The sequence below is a fragment of the Pseudomonas sp. MPDS genome (genome assembly GCF_013283895.1).
GTDB lineage: Bacteria > Pseudomonadota > Gammaproteobacteria > Pseudomonadales > Pseudomonadaceae > Aquipseudomonas > Aquipseudomonas rhizophila.
In genome coordinates, this window is record NZ_CP054128.1 from 2,820,225 (window position 1) to 2,839,302 (window position 19,078).

Here is a 19,078-nt window from a genome sequence, read left to right on the forward strand (position 1 = left end):
CCTCGCGCCTGCCCTGCAACGTATCGGATGTTTGTTTCCAGGCTGTTCGTTCCCTTCCAAACCCAGCCTCCATGGAGGAAATCATGAGTGCTTTTTCGAATGTCACAGCGGGTGGCGCGCAACAGCTGCGCCTGTTGCACACCGGCCTGTCGAGTCCTTACTGCCTCGATTCGACCCCACTGCTGGACCGTCAGCAACAGCAGGAATCCAACGCCCGCAGTTACCCGCGACGCATTCCGCTGGTGCTTGAAAGAGCCCATGGCATTTATGTGCAGGACAGCCGGGGGCAAGTGTTTGTCGATTGCCTGGCCGGTGCCGGCACCCTGGCGCTGGGCCACAACCACCCGGTGATCATCGAGGCCATCACTCAGGTCATGGCAGCCGGTGTGCCGATGCACACCCTGGACCTCATGACGCCTGTGAAGGACGCATTTGTCCAAGAAATTTTCGCTTGCCTGCCTAGCGAGTTCGCTCGCCATGCACGCATCCAGTTCTGCGGCCCGAGTGGGGCCGATGCGGTCGAGGCCGCGCTCAAGCTGACCCGCACCGCCACTGGGCGGCATTCGGTCCTGGCGTTCGAAGGGGCCTATCACGGGATGACCCTGGGGACGCTGGCCATCAGCGGCAACCTGTCACCGAAAAATGCCCTCGGCGCATTGATGCCAGGTGTGCAGCGCCTGCCGTTCCCGCACGATTATCGTTGCCCGTTCGGGGTGGCCGGCGATCAGGCAGTCACGTTGAACGTGCGTTACCTGGAGCACTTGCTCAACGACCCGGAAAGCGGGGTGACCGCACCGGCGGCGCTGATCCTGGAGCCGATTCAAGGGGAGGGTGGGGTCATTGCCGCGCCGGACCGCTGGCTGCAGGAACTGCGCCGATTGACCCAGGCCCACGGCATCCCGCTGATCGTCGACGAGATCCAGTGCGGCATTGCCCGCAGTGGCCGGATGTTTGGCTTCGAGCAATCGGGTATCACGCCGGATGTCATCACCCTGTCCAAAGCCATCGGTGGCGGGTTGCCGCTGTCGGTCATGGTCTACCACGAGTCGCTGGACGTTTGGCAGCCGGGTGCCCACGCCGGCACATTCCGCGGCAATCAGTTGGCGATGGCGGCCGGTACCGCGACCTTGCGTTTCATCCGCGATGAAGGCCTGGTCCAGCACGCTGAAAAGGTCGGCGCTTATCTGCAAAAACAACTGCAGGCGCTGCAAAACGAGTTCGCCTGGATCGGCGATGTACGGGGTCGCGGCCTGATGCTCGGGATGGAAATCGTCGACCCGCAGGGCACCCTTGATGTACAGGGCCATCCGCCGGTGGACACAGCCCGGGCCAAGGCCTTCCAGCAAGCTTGCCTGAAGCACGGCTTGATCGTCGAGCTTGGCGGGCGCCATGGGGCGACGGTGCGCTTCTTGCCGCCGCTGATCATCACTGAGCAGGAGATCGATTTTGTGGGGCAGATCCTGTTTCAGGCAGCAAGCACGCTCAGCGAAGGCTCCGCGCAATAATCATTTGATCCGCCGATGCGCGCCCGCCGTAACGGATTGTGCTTTGCCGGCGTTGAGATTGAGCGACGGCTACCGCCTAATCTGGCGGTGGCCGCGCGATTTAGCAGTTCGATAGTCAGGCTGTCATTGCACGATTCGTGGCAACAATTTGCTCATGTGTAAACTGACCACCGGGAGCCATGAATCTGGCCAGAAGTGCGTCCCGGTTTTGAGGCGCCCTGATTTTATCAGCCGCACACAAGGCCGATTTTAGCTCCGGCAGGGTTAGTTCGGTGCAGTATGCAGGCGTGCCTGGTTGCTGATGCCATGAACTCTCAAGGCTGCCAGCGGCAAGCGCGGTGAACCCGGTATCCTCGACAAGATCCTGCGCGATCGCCTCGGCATAGGGGTCATCCCCAGCCACGGGTAAGGCGATGCGTGTTGAAGACCCGGCTGGTTGGCCTTTGTCGGCAAGAGTCGCTGCGAGAACGGCGTTCCATGCCTTGACGACTGGGCGACCAATCTGCTCGCTTACCCAGATGCTCTCGGGCTTGCCGTCGTCTACCTCCTTGATCGCCCCGTCTCGTCCCGGATAGTAATTGGACGTGTCAATGACGACGACCTTCTCGGGAACATGACTTAACGTTTGGCGCAGATCGGGGTACTTCGCGAAGGGGATCGAGAGGATAACCGCATCCACATCCGACACAGCGTCTTCCTTGGTCACCGCCCGTACACCGATTTCGTTGGCGAGGTCCTGAATACTTTGAGGGTTCTTCGAGTTGGCCAGTTTCACTTCATGGCCGCATGCAGCGAGCTTACGGGCAAGAGTAGCCCCAATGTTGCCCGCGCCGATAATTCCGATTTTCATGTCAATAACCTCCTCGCATACAAACAATATTCAATTACCGTTGCCTGGGTGTGCGAACGAATTAAGTGTGTGGCGAAGATCCAGCAATACTTCAGGTGTCATCCGCACGGTTGAGATCATTCTGTCGGTGGTTTGTATCCCGCAAGCATTTCGAGTACCTCAGCATGTGAACCGTTCGCTTCAGCAAACCGTAGTGGCTTGGCGCGCTCGACGACCAGTTCTTGTGGGGTCGGAGCGATCTCGAGCAGTGCGAAGATTTCATTCAGGAACTCGTCCAAGGGCATGGCGTGTTCGTCATTTTCCTGTCCAAGCAAAGTGGTACGCACTCCCGGTGGCGCAAGCTCGATGACCTCGACTGATGAGTTCTCCAGCTGCACTCGAAGACTTTGAGTGAATGAATGAACTGCCGCTTTGGTTGCGCTGTAGGTCGGTGTCGCAGGCAGCGGGACGAATGCCAACGCCGAGCTGACATTGATGATCGTGGCACTGGGCTGCTTGAGCAACTGGGGAGTAAATGCATACACCATGCGAATCGTGCCAAGCAAGTTCGTTGTCACGATATCTTCGGCTGTGCTCAGGTATTGGGAATCAGTCAGATCCTCCCAGTGCATGATGCCCGCGTTGTTTATGAGCACGTTCAGATTGGGGTGACTGATCGCAAGCGCTTCGCTGGTGCGCTGGATGGATTGCGGATCGCAGACGTCCAGCACTACCGATTCAATGCCTGGATGTTCCGACACGATCTTGTCGAGCAGAGCCTTGCGCCGTCCCGCGATGATTACGTTGTTTCCCGCCTGGTGAAGCCTTAGCGCCAGACCAAGGCCTATGCCTGAGGTGCTGCCGGTAACCAGAATCGTGTTGCCCGTGCTGTTCATAGTAAACTCCAGTAAGAGAACAAAAGCGGACAGCTGTCCACTTGTGTTAAAAATTACCGGACAACTGTCCGCTTTGCAATGCAGCGAAGGGAATAACTTTGCCCAGGAATGACGAAGTGGCGATGCGTTCTGACGCCAAGAAAAATCGAGAACGAATTCTGAAGGTCGCTGTGGCAGAGCTGACGCTCGATCCTGCGGTCCCGCTGAGTGCGATTGCGAAGAAGGCTGGAGTGGGACAGGGCACGTTCTATCGCCATTTCGCCAACAGAGAGGCGCTGGTATTCGAGGTCTACCAATTCGAAATGCAGCAAGTGGCCTCGTTGGCCGAACAGCTGCTCGCCACAAAACCCCCTAAGGAGGCCCTCCGAGAGTGGATGGACTGCCTCGTTGAATATGCAATGACCAAGGCGGGACTTGCGACCGCGATACGGCAAGCAGCCTCTACTTACGAATTTCCTGGGAAGTCGGGATACGCGCCGGTCCAGGCAGCCGCCGAGTTGCTTTTGAGGGCTAATGAAAAGGCCGGAACGATTCGTAGCGGGGTTACCCACGACGACTTTTTTCTAGCCACTGCTGGAATATGGCAAATAGATTCCCAGAGCGAATGGCGCCCACGTCTCGCCAGATTGATGGACTTGGTGATGGATGGTCTATGCGCAGGTAGCCCTGAAAGCCTGAAGAATAACGTGTAGCTTTCGTCCAAACGCAAACCACTACCGGTCATGCCGTGGTTTAAACGGAATGACCGGAGCGCCTTACGGATTATTTTTGCGCCAGCAATGCCTTTCTTGTCGCCTTTTGGTGTTTCATGGCGGCGATCTCACGCTCGCAGGCCTCGACATCGAACGAGTTGTCCCACTTGGCAATGGCGATGGTGCCGATACCGTTACCGATCAGGTTGGTCACGGCTCGCGCTTCGTTGAGGAACCGGTCAATGCCCAGGAGCAAAACGAGGCCGACCAGAGGAATGGAGTGAATGGTTGTGAGCGTTGCAGCCAGTGTCACAAACCCCGCACCCGCCACCCCAGCCGAGCCTTTTGAAGTCAGCAGGAACACGCCTAGCAGAATCATCTGATCCACAAAGGTCAGTGGCGTATTGGTCGCCTGTGCGATGAAGATGGCGGCCATGGTGAGATAGATACAGGTGCCGTCCGCATTGAAGGTGTACCCCGTAGGCAACACCATGCCCACTACCGATTTTTTGCAGCCAAGCTTTTCAAGTTTCACCATCATTCGTGGCAGCACGGCTTCGGTTGAGCAGGTGCCAAGGGTGATGAGGATTTCATCTTTGAAATAACGAAGAAATTGCAGAAGCGGCATGCCCGACCATCGAGCAACCGTACCCAGCACGACCACGATGAAAAACAAGGTCGTGATGTAGAGCGCGACCAGCAACTGGCCGAGTGACAGCAAGGTGCCAATCCCGTATTTGCCGATCGTGAAAGCCATGCCGGCACCCGCGCCAATCGGCGCCAAGCGCATGACCATTGCAACGATCTTGAACAGGCCTTGCAGGAACAGGTCAAGGGTGTTGATCAGTGGCTTGCTGGTTTCACCCATTTGAACCAGGGCGACACCCATCAATACCGAAAGCAGGATGACCTGAAGCATGACGCCATTGGAGAATGCGCCGATGAAGGTTTGCGGGATGATATTGAGAAAGAAATCAATGGTGCCGCCTTGCTCACTGGCAGCTTGGCTGTATTTGCTAATGGCACCTCCATCAAGCGCGCTGGCGTTGATGTTCATACCGACGCCAGGCTTCACGATGTTGACCACAATGAGGCCGACGACCAGGGCGATGGTTGAAAGAATCTCGAAGTAGATCAGCGCTTTCACGCCAATCCGGCCGACTTCTTTGATATCGCCCATCTTTGCGATACCCACAACGACCGTACCGAAAATAATGGGCGCCAACAGCATTTTGATCAGTTTGATGAAGCCATCGGCAAAGGGTTGCAGCTTGGCTCCGATATCAGGCACGAAGTAACCGATTGCTGCACCGATCACGATGCCGATCAGCACTTGCACATACAGCTGGCCATACCAGCGGGACTTGGAGATTTCCACGGAAGCACCTCATTTTATTGTTGTGATGGGCATGTGGCTCGGCGTCAGTGGGTGACGCCGGGGGCTGCGGCCTCTTTCAAAGAGACCGCAGATCGAGGTTGATCAGCCTTCGCCCAACTCACGCATCACTGCGTACAAAGCGGACTTGGCCTCGAAGCCAACACCTGGAATATCCGGCAGACCGACATAGCCGTTTTCCACGCGGATGCCGTCAGCGAAGCCGCCGAACGGCTGGAACACATCCGGGTAAGATTCGTTGCCGCCCAGGTGCAGACCCGCTGCGATGTTCAGGGACATCTGGTGACCGCCATGGGGCACTACGCGGCGGGAAGACCAACCCATTTCTTCCATCACCTTCAGGGTGCGCATGTACTCCACGAGCCCGTAGGACAGAGCACAGTCGAACTGGAGGTAGTCGCGATCGGGGCGCATGCCACCGTGGCGCAGCAGGTTACGGGCATCCTGGTGAGAGAACAGGTTTTCACCGGTAGCCATGGGCAGTTCATAGTGATTGGCAAGCTCGGCCTGGAGTGCGTAGTCCAGCGGATCGCCAACCTCTTCGTACCAGAAGAGGTTGTACTTCTTGATGGCTTCAGCGTACGCAATACCGGTCTGAAGATCGAAACGACCATTGGCGTCGACCGCCAACCGACGGCCGTCGCCAACCACTTCAAGTACCGCTTCGATGCGACGGATATCTTCGTCCAGCGGTACCGCACCAATCTTCATCTTGACGACGTCGTAGCCACGATCCAGATAGCTCTGCATTTCTGCCTTGAGCTTGGTCTGGTCTTTGCCAGGGTAGTAGTAGCCGCCCGCTGCATAGACCCAGACCTTGTCATCGGCCACGCCGTTACGGTAACGGTCGGCCAGCAGGCGATACAGCGGTTTGCCTTCAATCTTGGCGACGGCATCCCATACCGCCATGTCGATGGTGCCAACGGCGACAGAGCGCTCGCCATGGCCGCCTGGCTTTTCGTTGGTCATCAAGGTTTTCCAGATGGCGAACGGATCCAGGTTGTTGTTTTCATGGTCGACGAGCGTGTCTGGATCCGCTTGCGTGATACGCGCCAGGAAACGATCACGCATCAGTGCGCCCTGGCCATAGCGACCATTGGAGTTGAAACCGTAGCCAATGACAGGCTTCCCATCACGAATTACATCAGTGATGACCGCGACAACCGAGCAGGTCATTTTCGAAAAATCGATGTAGGCGTTAGCGATTGGGGAGGCAATGGAAACAGTTTTTTCACGAATGTCTACGATGCGCATGACGGGGTCCTCTTGTTGTTTGTAGGCCCACGTTAGGCTTTGCGATGGCACCCGCCCAATGCTATTAATGCCGCACCCTATGCACAGGAGGCATGGCCCTTGGAACTCGTCTGGCTTGAAGATTTTTCAGCGCTTGCGGAGTACGGCAGCTTTGTTCGGGCGGCTGAAGCGCGGCACGTTACCCAGCCGGCATTCAGCCGCAGAGTGCGCTCGTTAGAGAGTTGGATGGGGGTGCAGTTGTTCGTTCGAACGCCTCAAGGAGCGACGCTTACTGAAGCCGGCAGGCAAATTTTGCCAAGTGCCCAAGAGGCTGCCAGGCGCTTGTACAGAATGCGCAACGAGGCTCAAGAGGTTGCTGGAATGGCCGCCAAGTCGCTTCAATTCGCGGCAACTCACTCCCTGTCGTTTACATTTTTTCCCAAGTGGCTGCGAAGCTCAGAGAACGGTGCCCCCATTGAGGCTGTGCAACTGCACTCAGACAGCATGGCTGCCTGTGAGCAAATGCTGATACATGGCCAGGTTCAGTTTCTGCTCTGCCACCGCCATCCCGATGTTCCACCGCTACTGGCCCCTGATCAGTTCATCGGCAAGAAGGTGGGTGAAGACGTTCTCGTTCCTCTTGCGAGTGCCTGCGCTAACTTCGGCACCTCGCCTGCGGCATTGCCGTACCTCGCTTACACCCATGAATCCGGTTTGGGGCGTATCGTCGCGCACAGACTGCGTGGCAAAGAAGATTACCTTCACCTCAAACCACTTTTTAGCAGCCACCTTGCAGCGGTGCTAATGTCCATGGCCCTGGAAAGCAAAGGCGTGGCCTGGTTGCCCAGGAGCCTCACCGAGCAAGAAATACTGGATGGGCGCCTGGTCAGAGCGCTCGACGAAAGCTGGGATATACCGCTGGAAATTCATCTGACCCGTCCAGTAGCGCCACTCAGTCCATCTGCCGAAGAATTCTGGGCCAGGGTGGGGCAGTGACTCGGCGGGTTTTATATGACGCGCTGTGTTGCTCAATAGGGTTTGGGGTTGTGAATCGCCGCTGATCCCTTGCCGGGATCGCGGCGAAGTGTTGAGCTTTTCGCTACTTGTAATGTTGTTCAAACACCGCCAATTGCTCAGGCTTGATCAACTGAAAGGGTACCCAGACGTCCGTTTCCACCGGCTCTCCCTTGATCATCTTGAGTGCTGCTTGCACCGCGCTGGTCGCTTGGGCCTTGGGGTCCTGGAATACCGAGGCGACCAGCATCCCGCGCTTGATTGCCGCCAGGCCGTCAGGCAAGCCGTCGATGCCGACAATCGCGATCTCGCCCTTGGCTTTGCCGGCCTGTTGCAGTGCCATGGCCGCACCGATGGCCATCTCGTCATTGTTGGCGACGATGGCATCGAAACGGCTCCCAGCCAGCAACCAGTTGCTGGTCAGGTCCATCCCTTTGCTGCGCTGCCACTCGGCACTTTGCTGCTCGACAATCTTGATCCCGGGATAATCCTTGAGCACCTGTTTGACGCCTTCGGTGCGGTCGTGGGTGGCGTTTTGCGCCAGGTCGCCCATGATGATCGCCAGGTTGCCCTTGCCCCCGAGCTTTTCGGCCAGGTAACGCATCTGCAGTTGTCCGGCCTCAATGTCATTGGACGCCACGGTGACAACGCCTTTGGGCAGGGTGCGCTCGTCCGGGTGGCGGTTGACGTAGACCAGCGGCGTCTTCGCTTCGACCGCGGCGCGGGTGATGTTGGCTGTGGCGGAGGTGTCCACCGGCAGGACAATGACTGCATCCACTTTCTGATTGATAAAACCCTGGACCTGGTTGAGTTGGCGCACCACATCGCCTTGGGCGTCCTCGAATTGAATCTGCACGTTTTCCTTTTTCGCGGCCTCGTCCAGGCCGTTACGCACGTAGGTCATGAAGTTGTCGTCGACCCTGGCGATGCTGACGCCGATGCGATAGTCGGCGACGGCCCATTGGCTCAAGAGCAATAGCAGGGTGGCGAAAAGCAGTGTGCAACGACGCATGATGGTTTTCCTTTTGTTGTTATGAGTTGAACGTCACCAAGAAATTTGCCGCGGGCTTTAAATGAATCCAGTGCCGGCCTCATCCATCAAGCGTGAAGGCCTGTCTGAAACGCTCAAGCGCGACTTCGCTGTCACCGCTGGCCCAGCCTTCGAGGCCGACGACACCGCTGTATCCCATACCGAACAAGGCCCTGGCAATGGCGGGATAGTGGATTTCACCGGTGCCGGGTTCCATGCGGCCCGGGACGTCGGCGACCTGGATTTCGCCGATGGCGCTGCCGGCGCGCTGGATCAGTTCGATCAGGTTTCCTTCGCCGATCTGTGCGTGATAGAGGTCCAGGTTCATCTTCAGGTGCGGGCTGCCCACGGCCTCGATCAGTGCCAGGGTATCGTCAGCGCGGGCGAAAGGCGTGCCCGGGTGGTCGACTTCAGTGTTGAGGTTTTCCAGCAGGAATACCCGGCCCGCGTCTTCGCCCAGGCGGGCGATTTTTTCCAGTGTCTTGCAGGCGCTCAACCACATGCGGCCGGTGGTCTGGGCAACGGGTTTGACTGGCAATCCTTGATCACCCAGGCCGGTGCCGTGCAGGTTCAGGCACGGGCAACCCAATTGGGCTGCGACGGCTAGAGATTCCTGGGCGCTGTCGAGCAGTTGCTGGATACCCTCGGGATCGGTCAGGTTGCCCGAGATGTAGCCGGTCATGGAGGTGAAATCCGCGCCAGTCGCGACGAGAGCCTGGATGTCTTTGGTCGTCCAGTTCCATATCTCGACGCTGAAGCCCAGCGCGTGGATGCGTTTGACCCGCTCGGTAAAGGGCAGGTCGAGAAAGACCATCTCGGCGCTGATCGCCAGTTTGAACGGTATGAAACTCATGAATGAGCTCCTTGTACGCGCACCGGTTTGCCCAGTTGGAAGGACTCGATACAAGCGCGAGCAATGGCCAGTGCCGCCCGGGCGTCTTCACCGCTGGCCAGAGGTTTTTCGCCACTGCGTACGCAACTGACAAAGTGGTTGAGCTCAGCCACATAGGCATCACGCAGCAAGTCGGTGTCCATGCGCTGGGTGTCGGCCTGAACCCCATTGGCCAGGTACCGCAGCAGGTCGGAGTCGTTGACGTTGCCCATGGTCAGCATGCCAGCGCTGCCGAACACTTCGCCGCGGACATCGTAGCCATAGACCGCCTGGAAATTCGCTTCGGCCGTGGCGATGGCCCCGTTGTCGAAACGGATCGTGACCACCGCCGTGTCGAGAAATCCTTTGGCCTTGTAGTCCGGTGCGATCAGGGCATCGGCCATGACAAAAACCTCAACCGCTTCGGCGCCCGGATTCAGGTAGCGCAGGGTATCGAAGTCATGGATCAAAGTTTCGAGGAAGATCACCCATTGCGGTGACGCGGCGGGGTTGTTCAGCGCCGGGTCGCGGGTCAGCGAGCGCAGCAGTTGTGGCGTACCGATCCGGCCGGCAACCACGTCCAGATGAGCGGTGCGGAAACTTCTGGCAAAGCGCCGGTTGAAGCCGACCTGGAGTGTCACCCGTGCATCGGCAGCCGCAGCTATGGCGCGATCGGCTTCGTCCAGGGTGATCGCCATCGGTTTTTCACAGAACACACCTTTGCCGGCCCGGGCCGCACTGATCACCAGTTCGGCATGGCTGCGCGCCGGGGCGGCAATCAACACGGCGTCGATGTCCGGGTCATCAAGCAGTTGCTGTGGATCGGCATAGACCTTCTGCACGTCCAGTTCTGCCGCCAGGCGCGCGGCCTGGCCGGGAGTAGGGTCGGCGATGGCAGCGAGGCACGCGCCGGGGATGTGACGGGCGGCGGTGAGGCCGTGAAAACTGCCCATGCGGCCGGCGCCGATAAGGCCAAGGCGGATGATCCTGGATGTACTCATGAACATGACTCCCTTTATTGTTTTTACGACTCGGCGCTAAGAATGTCCTCGTCTGGATAAGCAGGGAGCAAGCGCTGTGCCAATAATCAACTCATTGATATTAAACAGATTTTATTCATTGTCGTTTGTATTCATGTTCATTTTGATTACATGTCTATACTGACATGTCGAAAATATGAACATATGGCCGAATAATGAATCAGCAACCTGCCGCCTTGAGCGCCGAAGACCGCGATTACCTCACCGCGCTTGGCCCAGCGTCGTTGAACGAAGGGCCCGGCACTGCGCTGGATGAGGCCTGGCGAGCGTGCTTGCAGGGGGTAATCGATCGCCCTGCCGGAATCAGGCGGGTGATTTGGGAGTCCTGGTTGCGCAGCGTCCATGCCGGCCTTGACCCGGAAGACGGTGAGTACCGTTTTGTCGCGCCCGACGACCTCGCCGCGACACTGGCAGCCAACCGGGTGCTGATCGCCGCGGCGGCGCAGGTCATGCGCGGTTTGCTCGCCTACAACCCCAAGGGCCATATCAATCTGACCGATACCCAAGGCACGACTTTGTACTTTTGTGGCCTGGACCTCACCCCCATAGGCAGTCGCCTGCTGGAGTCGGTACAGGGCACCAATTGCACCGGGCTGGCGATCGTCGAAGACCGTTTGGTCTATGTGCTAGCCGAGGAGAACTTTGGGCTTGGCCTGCGCCAGCGCCGCATGCATTGCGCCGCCGCGCCTATCCGGGATGCCCAGGGCCGAACCTTGGGTATGTTGACCTTGACGGCGGAGCCAGGCTGGTTTCACTTCCATACGCTGGGCACCGTCCAGGCCGCGGCCGAGGCGGTCTCGAGGCAGATGGCGCTGCAAACCTTGCTGGAAGAGCAACAAACCGTGCTTGAAGTGCTCAACGAGGGCTTGGTGGTATTGGATGAGCAGGGCTGCATCAAGGCGCTCAACCATTACGCCCGGCAGCTGTTCCGCGTAGGCCATGACTTGCTCGGCAGTCCCTTCAAGAGCCTGGGACAAAGTGAGTTGACCGATGCCGTCCTGCTTGCCAGCGGGGAGGGCGTACGGGACCTGGATTGCACCTTTGAACTGCACGACCACAGCCATCTGGCCTGCCTGGTGTCGGTCTGCCCGCTGGAACAAGGCGGGCGGATTGTTTCGTTGCGCGAAAACCGACGCATTCGGGAAATCACCCGGCGGATCATGGGCACCCAGGCCAGCTACACCTTCGAAACCATCCTGGGCCATTCACGGGCGATTCAGGATGCAGTGCACCTGGCACGGATCGCCAGTCGCAGTGATTCGACCACGCTGATCCTCGGCGAGAGCGGCACAGGCAAGGAGCTGTTCGCCCAGGCGATCCATAATGCCAGCGACCGTTGTCGCGGTCCTTTCGTGGCGGTCAATTGCGGCGCTATTCCCCGTGACCTGGTGCAGAGCGAACTGTTCGGTCATGTCGAAGGCGCTTTCACCGGATCGGCTCGCGGTGGCTCGGCAGGCAAGTTCGAATTGGCCGATGGCGGGACGATTTTCCTCGACGAAATCGGTGACATGTCCTTTGATGCGCAGGTCAGCTTGCTGCGCGTCCTGCAGGAAGGCGAGGTGACACGGGTGGGGGCAAAAAAATCGTTGCGGGTCAACGTTCGCATCATTGCCGCCACTCACCGCAACCTGAGCCAGGCGGTGGCCGAGGGCGCCTTTCGTGAGGACCTTTACTACCGGCTCAACGTCCTGAACCTGACCGTGCCGCCACTGCGGATGCGCCGCGAAGACGTGCCGTTGCTGGCGCGGCATTTTCTCGCGCGTTGTGCCCGGTCGCTCCGCAAATCGACGCAGGACCTTTCTCCCGTGGCGCTGGATATGCTTGGCGCCTACGATTGGCCGGGCAATGTTCGCGAGCTGGAAAACGTCATTGAACGGGCGACCAACCTGGCGATGAGCGAACTGATCCAGCCGAGCGATCTTGCGCTGGAGATCAGGCAGCGAGGGCGACTATCGACGTGGGCGAGCGTCCCTGAACCTCGGACGGCGCCGGACCTTGGCACCCATGAAATGAATGCAATCATTGCCGCCCTCACAGACACGCGCGGAAACATCCGCCTGGCGGCTCAACGGCTGAATGTGTCGCGTGGGGGGTTGTACAACAAGATGAGTCGGTATGGGCTCAAGGTTGATGCGTTTCGTTCTTAGCCGGTGGTGCAACGCTGGCGATGAAACGGACGACCAGTCTCCGCTCGAGGGTGGTTTTATGCATCCTTCATGCTGGCGAGACGAGAAACGCCCGGCCAAAAGGAGCCGGGCGTCTCTGTTACTTGCGATAGAGGACCATCCCGGCGTGGTAGAGGACGCCGTCCCGAAACGTTCCATCGGCAGTGAAGCCCGTGTCGTCCCAGTAGCGGATGTAATCGCCTTCCACCTCGTAACGCCCCTGATAAGCGCTTTCGCGATTTCCGCGAGCCTCGTCGTAGCGCCCATTTGGCAACAGCTCATGGCGAATATTCCCATCAGCGGTGATCCACATGCCGGTGTAGGGGTGACTGGCGGTAGTAGGTTGAATACGTTGCATGTTCCATTCTCCTTCTGCGGTTAGATCAGCCGAGACGACAACGGCGCTCAAAGCGGTACCGATCAACAATCGGCTGATGCTTTTCATGTTCTGCCCTCACATTTGAACAGCGAGTTCGGATGGCCCTGTCCGGGCCGTCCGGTGTCATCCGTTTCGTGAGTCCAGATTAGGGAGTGGATCCGCTTGGCCGTTATGTCAAAAATGTCGCGGGTTTGCCTGATCCTGTATGGCGTAACCGACACCGAACCGGCTTATCGATCAAGACCAAAGTCAACAGACGCCGGCCGAGGGCATCCTTGCCCCGGGGTGTGCAGCGACAACGCCGCATTAGCCCGCGGTGACGGTCATGCCGCCATCGGCCATAACCACCGAGCCGACCATGAAACTCGCGCGGTCCGAGGCGAGGAAGGCGACGATTTCGGCAATTTCCTCCGGCTGCGCAGCGCGGCCGATGGGTGCCGCTTCGCCGTGTTTGGCCAGAAAGCCGGGGCCGTCGTCGACCACGTCATTGAGGATGTTGGTCACCACATCGCCGACGCCGATGGCATTGACGCGGATGCCATGCTCGATCACTTCGAGCGCCAGCGTGCGGGTCAACTGGGCCAGCGCGCCCTTGGACGCGGTGTAGGCTGCGATCGTCGCAAAGGCGAAGTAGGATGCGTAAGAGGCGATGTTGACGATTGCCCCGGATCTGTTGGGCATCATCGCTTTCACCGCCTCGCGGCAATGCATGAAGGCCGCGGTGGCGTTGACTGCCTGAATGCGCTCCCAGTCTTCACGGGTCATGTCGATGACAAGCTTGTTGATGATGATCCCGGCGTTGTTGACCAGGATATCCAGCCGGCCGAACTGCTCGACGGCCAGGCCGACCGCGCGCTCGGCGGCTCCGTCTTCGCTGATGTCCGCCACCAGCGGCACCAGCCCGGGACGGGCGAGCTCTTCGACGGCGGGGTTCAGGTCTTCAGCAACGACCTTGGCGCCACGAGCGTGCAGCAACAGTGCGATGGCTTTGCCGATGCCACTGGCCGCGCCGGTGACCAGCGCGACTTTGCCTGCGACTTCGTGGGGGATGCTGTAGGTGATATCAGTCATGATGCTCTCCTGCGTTGCGAGCCGAGGAGACATTCGCCGGCTCCGCGCCCGTGAGGCGCTGTCGTTATCGACGGCTTCACTGTCTCTCAATGTGCATGTTCGGGCTTTCGCAGGCTTGCCTGGACTGTTGGGGTTTTGCTCCAGCATGCGAGGCTGCGGCGCACACGGTCTGTCGCGCAACCTTGCTCATGGCCGCCGCCGCGTTATCCTGTTGGCACCAGTCCTCGTCAGAGGGCTTTGTCGATGGAGCATCCTGTGCACCAACCCGATCCGCAAAACCTCGCCAGCGATGCTCAACGCATTACGGGCGAATCGATGCTGCACTATTTGCCGGGAACGCCGCAGACGTTACCGCCGCGCCCGCAGATGCAGGACGTGGTGATGTTGCGGTTCAGCCATCACAGCATCGTCGAGCCCATCCTGGTGCCCGCGGTGGTCGAGCCTCTGCTGGTGTGGGTGCTGGCGGGCGCGGCTCGGGTCGAGGAGCGCGTTCTGGGTGGGGAATGGGTCGCGTCCGACGTCAAGACCGGCGACTTCTTTCTCACCAACACTGGCGAACCCTACGAGATGCGCTGGCAGACCCAAGGCTGCGACGCTTTTGAGGTGATGCACCTGTATCTCGGCCTGCCATTGATTGATCAAGCCGCGCGCGAGGTACTGGGCGAACACGCCGACCCGGTCAGCTTCCTCGATGTTTCCGGTGACCGGGATGAACGAATCAGTTTCCTGTTGGAGCAACTGCGCCAGGAACTCATCGACGAGCGCCAGCCCAGCCCCTTGTTTGCCCACAGCCTGGCTCAGGCGCTGGCCGTGCATTTGGTGCGGCGCTACCTTGACCCAAACCGCAGTGCCCGGCGCAACAACGCGTTGCAGGCCTACAAACTGCGCCGCGTTATCGAGGCAATGACCGAGGGGCTTGCCGCCGATTTCAGCCTCGCGAACCTTGCGCGGGTTGCGCAACTGAGCGAGTACCACTTCAGCCGCATGTTCAAGCGCGCCACCGGGCTTTCACCCTCGCAGTACTTCATTCGCTTGCGCATGAGCCGCGCCCGGCATCTGCTGCTGGAGACGGACCGAAGCATCATCGATGTCGGGTTGGAGGTCGGCTATTCGAGCCCCAGCCATTTTTCCCAGGTGTTTCGCCGCGAAGTGGGGGTCACGCCCAGCGTCTATCGTCGGGCATGACGGCTGTTTAAGCGTTTCTGCGGTTTGCAGTGTTCATTCGGATGGTGTGAAAGGCTGCGCCGTTGGTCCGAGTGATCCATGGCTGAAGCCGCAACGGCCTGCCAAAAAAATAATTGCGTCAGGCTGTCGATTTCGACCCTTGCCATCCGATTAGTCCGTAGAGCCACCACAAGGGCGGCTTAATCCATCCACTCTCAGGAGACAAGCGCATGCGATTTATGGTGATCGTCAAAGCCAGCCCGGAATCGGAAGCCGGACAGATGCCCAGCGAAGAATTGCTCGCCGACATGGGCGCCTACAATGAAGAATTGCTCAAGGCCGGGGTGATGCTCGCCGGAGAAGGGCTGCATCCCAGTGCCAAGGGTGTGCGCGTGCAGTTTTCCGGCAAAAACCGGACCGTCGTCGAGGGGCCTTTTGCGCAAACCAGGGAATTGATTGCCGGCTTCTGGATCTTCCAGGTCCAGTCGCTGCAGGAAGCCATCGACTGGGTCAAACGCTGCCCGAACCCGATGATCAGTGACAGTGAAATCGAGATCCGCCAGATCTTCGAAGCCGAGGATTTTGGCGAGAGCTTTACCCCCGAGTTGCGCGAGCAGGAAGAGCGTCTGCGGGCGCAGTTGTCCAATCAATCGTGAGCCGACTACAGGAGTTGCGAGCATGAAAATCATCCCTTACCTGACCTTCAACGGCCGCTGCAAGGAAGCCTTTGCGTTGTACAAGGACGTACTTGGCGGCGAGCTGTTTTCCATGTCCTTTGCCGAGGCGCCGGAGGACGTCGGCATGCCCAAGGACGCCGACCTGATCATGCACACCTGCCTGACCGTGGGCAATTTCAGCCTGATGGCTTCCGACTGCCCGCCAGGCCAGCCGTATCGCCAGCCGCAAGGCGTGTCGGTTTCCCTCAACGTCGACAGCGTGGAAGAGGCCGAACGGCTGTTCAATGGCTTGAGTGCAGGTGGCACCGTGCAGATGCCCCTGGCGAAGACCTTTTGGGCGGAACGTTTTGCGATGTTCGAAGACCGTTTCGGGATTGCCTGGATGGTCAATTGCGAGGGGGGAAAATAAGCGGCTGTATCTCGCAGCGGTTTACTGGACATCTATCGGAAAAAGATCAGTACAAAGGTGCGCGCCATCCTGGACCGGAACTCCTGTCCGGTTGGCGCGGCATTCCGAATGGTCGCCGGGTTTCGCAACACACCCTGAGTTGGGATGCCTGGATCATCTACACTGCCTTTTCATCCTCCTGCCCGGGACTGGCAGCCTATGCGGATTTGTTTTTTTGACGGGGCCGATCGCATCGAGCTGGGTACTCGATCCAACCTTGCTGATGGCCAGTCCGTGCTGCGAGAGGCAAGCCCGGCGACCAGGATCGATGCGCGTGAACCATGGCAGGCAGAGCACTTTGTTCGCCGACATTTTGCCGGGGCCGGTGAAGTACCCCGTCTGCGCGGGCTATTGTCCGCCCAGGGGGTTCTGGTCCATCTGCTGGACGATGACGAGGTTCGTCATCAGGTCGCGGGCAAGCTGTCGAGTGGCGAGTTGTGTGCTTACCTATATCCACATCAACGACCGATGCCCGTTCGCGTACCGGCCTCGGTCGCTGTGGAAGCGGTTGTTGCACCGGTGTCCGCCGCGGCTCGCAAGCGTGCGCGGGTAAAAACCTCGTCCGAGTCCGTCAATCCACTTGAACCGGTTGCGCTGACCTTCGTGGAGATCGAGTTACTGGATATGCAGGGGCAGCCCGTCAGCGGGGAGCCCTACGTCATTGTGCTGCCCAATGGGACCCAGCGCAGCGGTGTGCTTGACGAACTCGGCCGGGCGAGAGCGGAAGGGGTTGATCCCGGCAACTGTCAGGTGACGTTTCCCAAACTCGATCAGCGTGCCGTCGAGCGATGCCGCGGCTCATGAATTGGATCGCAAACGAATGTGCTTCCACGCGGCGTCCAGGTCTTGGGGCATGCCGGCGCGCTTGCGCAGCCCGGTGGCCTTTGGCGTGATCCAGGGCTTCGGCGGGGCTGGCAATTCAAGTGGCGTCACTTCTCGGGGAATGTCGCCCGCTTTCAGCTTGGCGACGGCGTTGGCGATTTTCGTCAGCGTGGTGCGCATTTCAGTGGTGCTGTTGCTGGCATCTTCGTTCCCACAGGCTTGGCAACGGCGGTCGAGCTCAGCGGTAAGCTGTTCAGCATCCTGTCCTATCTTGACCACTTCGTTGCACCAGGGCGGTGTCTTAGTCAGGTTTCGATCCTGGTCGAACGCTTGCGTCACCACCTTGAGTCGGGCGACGACCTGATTGCAATGGGGCGTGAGGTCTTCTGCGAGATCCGGCCCGTATCTATTGAGGTTTCGCCTCATCGCGTCTATCGCATTGCTCCACGTACTCTTGTCGCACTCATAGGTTTCCAGGGCGTTGTAGACATCCAGGAAGTTGCGTTCGTGGGTCAGATAGCCGGCGACGAAAGCCGGGTCGTAACGGGTATAGTTCTTTTGCCACAGGAAAAATTGGGCGTGTTCAGCCATGACTTTTTCCAGGCGATCCCGGCAGACGTATTCGATGTGCGTTTGCTCAAAGCCGGCATTCCATAGCGGAGCATACACCTCAAGGGTGTCGCGCAATGCTTGCAGCGCCTTCATGTCCGCCTTGTAGGTAGCGAGGATGGTCGCATGCAGACTGAGCCGGGGGAGTTCGTGGACGCTGCGGGTGGCCGGGGCTATCCCGCTTTGTGCGGCCTGCAGCTGAGTGATGTGCTCGCGCAACTGCATCACGTGCCGAGCCAGTTCCAGGCTCCAGCAGGCAAAGGCGTCCATTGCCAATCCAGAGAACGGTGCCTGGGGCGTTGTCGAATAGAACAAAAACTCGATAGCGCAGCGCGTTGGATTGTCCGATACCTGATAAGCGTCGGGGTATTTCACCAGGTGGCGCAATGTCGGTTCCTGCAAGGTCTTGAACCACTCTTCTCCACGTTGCCATTTCAGGAATTCGATTGTCAGGTCGAGGCTGTGGGTCATCTCCAGAAAAACGCCTCGCAACATTGTCAGATGCCGCATGCGGGCGAACACAAGCTCCTTGCGGTTCAGACCGAGCACAAGGATATTCTTGCCACCCCTGTCGCTGGTGGGCTGCATTTGTTGGTTGAGGTCATTCAGAGGGGCGGGGATGGCCAGTCCTGTCGCGCAATTGAAGTTGATGTGCTCGCGGGGATTCTCGGTGACAGGATTGATCAACACCGGTTTCTCGGCGTTGTGCGGGTCGTCCCACGCGTCGTGGCGCGGTGGCCTAAACCGGCCCCATTCGCCAATGGCGTCCCAGAACTCATCCTCGGTGTTGAAGTCTTCCAGTCTCGGCGGCGGTTGCGCCAGGTTGTCCGGTATCACGTCAAAGTAGTTCTTCTTGTAGGTCTCGTTGCACTCCTTGCATGACCACAAGTGGTTGCTCCAGTCGTACACGTACTGAAAATAACCGAGGTTATCCATTGCCTTGTCGTTCACTGGAACGAAACCGTCGTGGCGTTTTTTCGGCCGGAAATGTTCAACATCCCCGCCTGCGGTGTCCATGAAGCGTGCCTCGCAAAAGGCGCACTTGCCATATTGGTCGACCTTGAGCAGCGCTTTGGCGTGGGGCGGTTTGTATTGGTCGTCATCGATGACGACCTTCACCGAGCCTTTGGGAACACTTTTTGTTTTGGCGGTGTTGGTGCCTTTGGTGCAGAGGACCACCGAAGCGCCAGCCTGGACAGCCTGCAGGACGTTGTTTTTCATGGCATCGTGCGAGCGC

General features: G+C 58.9%; 18 protein-coding genes. 8 read left to right on the forward strand and 10 right to left on the reverse strand.

The features are described 5' to 3' along the window. The first annotated feature begins 83 nt into the window (after positions 1-83). Positions 84-1,505 carry a diaminobutyrate--2-oxoglutarate transaminase gene (locus HQ912_RS12395; protein ID WP_173406837.1) on the forward strand — a complete coding sequence of 474 codons (1,422 nt, stop codon included), beginning with the start codon at positions 84-86 and terminating at the stop codon, positions 1,503-1,505. A 115-nt stretch (positions 1,506-1,620) separates the two neighbouring features. Here HQ912_RS12395 and HQ912_RS12400 read toward each other — a convergent pair whose 3' ends face one another. Together HQ912_RS12400 and HQ912_RS12405 are read right to left on the reverse strand one after the other, a co-directional pair. Continuing rightward, positions 1,621-2,361: an NADPH-dependent F420 reductase gene (locus HQ912_RS12400; RefSeq protein ID WP_260990089.1), complete on the reverse strand. Its 741-nt coding sequence runs from the start codon at positions 2,359-2,361 to the stop codon at positions 1,621-1,623. A gap of 110 nt (positions 2,362-2,471) precedes the next feature. Continuing rightward, complete coding sequence (locus HQ912_RS12405) at positions 2,472-3,230, reverse strand: SDR family oxidoreductase (RefSeq protein WP_173406838.1); 759 nt, start codon at positions 3,228-3,230, stop codon at positions 2,472-2,474. Between the two features lie 122 nt (positions 3,231-3,352). On the opposite strand from HQ912_RS12405, the gene HQ912_RS12410 reads away from it, so the two are divergent. Further along, positions 3,353-3,922, forward strand: a complete 570-nt coding sequence (locus HQ912_RS12410) for a TetR/AcrR family transcriptional regulator (protein ID WP_047225855.1) — start codon at positions 3,353-3,355, stop codon at positions 3,920-3,922. Between the two features lie 70 nt (positions 3,923-3,992). Here the strand turns inward: HQ912_RS12410 and dctA are convergent, their stop codons facing one another. Continuing rightward, complete coding sequence (gene dctA, locus HQ912_RS12415) at positions 3,993-5,300, reverse strand: C4-dicarboxylate transporter DctA (protein WP_173406839.1); 1,308 nt, start codon at positions 5,298-5,300, stop codon at positions 3,993-3,995. A gap of 102 nt (positions 5,301-5,402) precedes the next feature. After that, positions 5,403-6,572: a mandelate racemase/muconate lactonizing enzyme family protein gene (locus HQ912_RS12420; protein ID WP_047225527.1), complete on the reverse strand. Its 1,170-nt coding sequence runs from the start codon at positions 6,570-6,572 to the stop codon at positions 5,403-5,405. A 99-nt stretch (positions 6,573-6,671) separates the two neighbouring features. Here HQ912_RS12420 and HQ912_RS12425 point away from each other — a divergent pair, with 99 nt between their 5' ends. Continuing rightward, positions 6,672-7,547, forward strand: a complete 876-nt coding sequence (locus HQ912_RS12425) for a LysR family transcriptional regulator (protein ID WP_047225528.1) — start codon at positions 6,672-6,674, stop codon at positions 7,545-7,547. Between the two features lie 103 nt (positions 7,548-7,650). On the opposite strand, the gene HQ912_RS12430 is transcribed toward HQ912_RS12425, so the two are convergent. From HQ912_RS12430 to HQ912_RS12440, 3 genes are all read right to left on the reverse strand, one after another. Continuing rightward, positions 7,651-8,577: a sugar ABC transporter substrate-binding protein gene (locus tag HQ912_RS12430; protein WP_173406840.1), complete on the reverse strand. Its 927-nt coding sequence runs from the start codon at positions 8,575-8,577 to the stop codon at positions 7,651-7,653. Between the two features lie 79 nt (positions 8,578-8,656). Next, entirely contained in the window at positions 8,657-9,448 is a 792-nt protein-coding gene (locus HQ912_RS12435) for a TIM barrel protein (protein ID WP_173406841.1), read from the reverse strand. Further along, on the reverse strand, positions 9,445-10,467 hold the full coding sequence (locus HQ912_RS12440) for a Gfo/Idh/MocA family oxidoreductase (protein WP_173406842.1): 1,023 nt from the start codon (positions 10,465-10,467) through the stop codon (positions 9,445-9,447). Before HQ912_RS12440 ends, HQ912_RS12435 begins: the two co-directional genes overlap by 4 nt. A gap of 194 nt (positions 10,468-10,661) precedes the next feature. Between HQ912_RS12440 and HQ912_RS12445 the strand changes: the two genes are divergently transcribed. Beyond that, entirely contained in the window at positions 10,662-12,653 is a 1,992-nt protein-coding gene (locus HQ912_RS12445) for a sigma-54 interaction domain-containing protein (protein ID WP_173406843.1), read from the forward strand. Positions 12,654-12,771: 118 nt separating this feature from the next. Here the strand turns inward: HQ912_RS12445 and HQ912_RS12450 are convergent, their stop codons facing one another. Then, entirely contained in the window at positions 12,772-13,029 is a 258-nt protein-coding gene (locus HQ912_RS12450; RefSeq protein WP_047225532.1) for an Atu4866 domain-containing protein, read from the reverse strand. A gap of 327 nt (positions 13,030-13,356) precedes the next feature. Beyond that, positions 13,357-14,121: an SDR family NAD(P)-dependent oxidoreductase gene (locus HQ912_RS12455; protein WP_173406844.1), complete on the reverse strand. Its 765-nt coding sequence runs from the start codon at positions 14,119-14,121 to the stop codon at positions 13,357-13,359. A gap of 243 nt (positions 14,122-14,364) precedes the next feature. Here HQ912_RS12455 and HQ912_RS12460 point away from each other — a divergent pair, with 243 nt between their 5' ends. The 4 genes from HQ912_RS12460 (at position 14,365) to HQ912_RS12475 (ending at position 17,214) form a co-directional block, all read left to right on the forward strand. Further along, positions 14,365-15,306 (forward strand): helix-turn-helix domain-containing protein, encoded by a 942-nt coding sequence (locus HQ912_RS12460; RefSeq protein WP_047225534.1) that lies wholly within the window; start codon positions 14,365-14,367, stop codon positions 15,304-15,306. A gap of 209 nt (positions 15,307-15,515) precedes the next feature. Then, positions 15,516-15,941, forward strand: coding sequence for a YciI family protein (locus HQ912_RS12465; RefSeq protein WP_047225535.1), 426 nt, complete (start codon positions 15,516-15,518; stop codon positions 15,939-15,941). Positions 15,942-15,963: 22 nt separating this feature from the next. Next, positions 15,964-16,371, forward strand: coding sequence for a VOC family protein (locus HQ912_RS12470; protein ID WP_047225536.1), 408 nt, complete (start codon positions 15,964-15,966; stop codon positions 16,369-16,371). Between the two features lie 198 nt (positions 16,372-16,569). After that, a complete protein-coding gene (locus HQ912_RS12475; protein WP_173406845.1) occupies positions 16,570-17,214 on the forward strand; it encodes a hypothetical protein in 645 nt (214 codons plus the stop codon). On the opposite strand, the gene HQ912_RS12480 is transcribed toward HQ912_RS12475, so the two are convergent. Further along, positions 17,209-19,062, reverse strand: a complete 1,854-nt coding sequence (locus tag HQ912_RS12480; protein ID WP_223194322.1) for a protein Hnh — start codon at positions 19,060-19,062, stop codon at positions 17,209-17,211. The two genes, HQ912_RS12475 and HQ912_RS12480, sit on opposite strands and share 6 nt — an antisense overlap. Between the last annotated feature and the right edge of the window lie 16 nt (positions 19,063-19,078).